Genomic DNA, 1046 nt, shown 5'->3' with positions numbered 1-1046 from the left:
GGCTCAATTAGCATTAGCTATGCACGCAGGTCTAACACTCAGCATTCCCCCGGCTGCGGCGAGGACCGCGCGGGGTGAAGGAGCGCGCGGGAGGACGGCGAGGTGATACCACCGCAGGTAGCTGTCGAGATATTTGGTGGCGATCCCGCGGTGGCGGCGGAGAAAGTCCTTGAGGCGCTCATGGCGGCTGTTGACCGTCTGAATGTGGAGATCGCCACGCATCCGTTCGCCAGCGGTCTGATTGAGGGCTTCGTGACTGACGCCCAGCGCGGCGGCGCAAGGCGGATAGCTGGTGCAGCCGTCGGTGACCAGCAGGGCGTCCTTGCCAAGAACGGGCCGAAGAACGGCTTCGATCGCGGCGGCGCAGACAGAAGGCAATACGGCGCTGACTGTGGAGCCGGATCGGTCGGCGGCGACCAGGACGGGAACCAGTTCGTCCGACAGCCCTCGCTTGGACGCCTTGCCACCGCGCTTGCGGGGTTTGCGATCGAGGTTCCGCTCGCCCTTGCGGCTGGCCAGCACAAAGGTCTCATCGGCCTCAACAATGCCGCGCAGTCTGACAACTCCGCTGCTCACCGCACGCAGGAAACGATGTCGCCACCGAAAGGCCGTGCTGCCGGCGACGCCGCAGCGCTGGGCCGAGGCCGCCACCGTCTCACCCTTGCTCATCGAAGCGCCGAATTCCGTCCAGCGCTCCTTGTGCCGCAACCGGGCCAGCGGCGTCCCGGTCAGGCAGTTGAACGTCTTGCCGCAGCCCCGGCAGAAATAGCGACGCAGACCGTTGGACCGACCTCGAATGACCGCCCCTTCCGCCGTGCAGTGAGGGCAGCGCCGCTCCACCCCGATCCGCTCTTCGAACAGGCCGACGACGGCTTCCAGAGACGGTTGCCCCGCCAGCGCCCGGCCGGCTTCCACACGCTGCTCCGCCGAGAGGTCGTCGATCTGCGAAAGCCACGCCATGTAGTCTTGCCGGTCCATCTTCGCCTCCTGCGTGCAGACCGCCAGCCTACCAAATCGGATCATGCATAGCTAATGCGAATTGAGCC

Annotated in this window: 1 protein-coding gene; it reads right to left on the bottom strand. The window is 65.9% G+C overall.

All coding sequences use genetic code 11. From position 1 onward, the window contains the following. Nucleotides 1–3 precede the first annotated feature (3 nt). Nucleotides 4–978, bottom strand: coding sequence for an IS1595 family transposase (locus ABLE93_RS26945; protein ID WP_348842728.1), 975 nt, complete (start codon nucleotides 976–978; stop codon nucleotides 4–6). Nucleotides 979–1046 lie beyond the last annotated feature (68 nt).

Source organism: Xanthobacter pollutisoli (assembly GCF_040044995.1).
Classification (GTDB): domain Bacteria; phylum Pseudomonadota; class Alphaproteobacteria; order Rhizobiales; family Xanthobacteraceae; genus Xanthobacter.
This window is presented reverse-complemented; position numbering and strand designations above follow the sequence as displayed.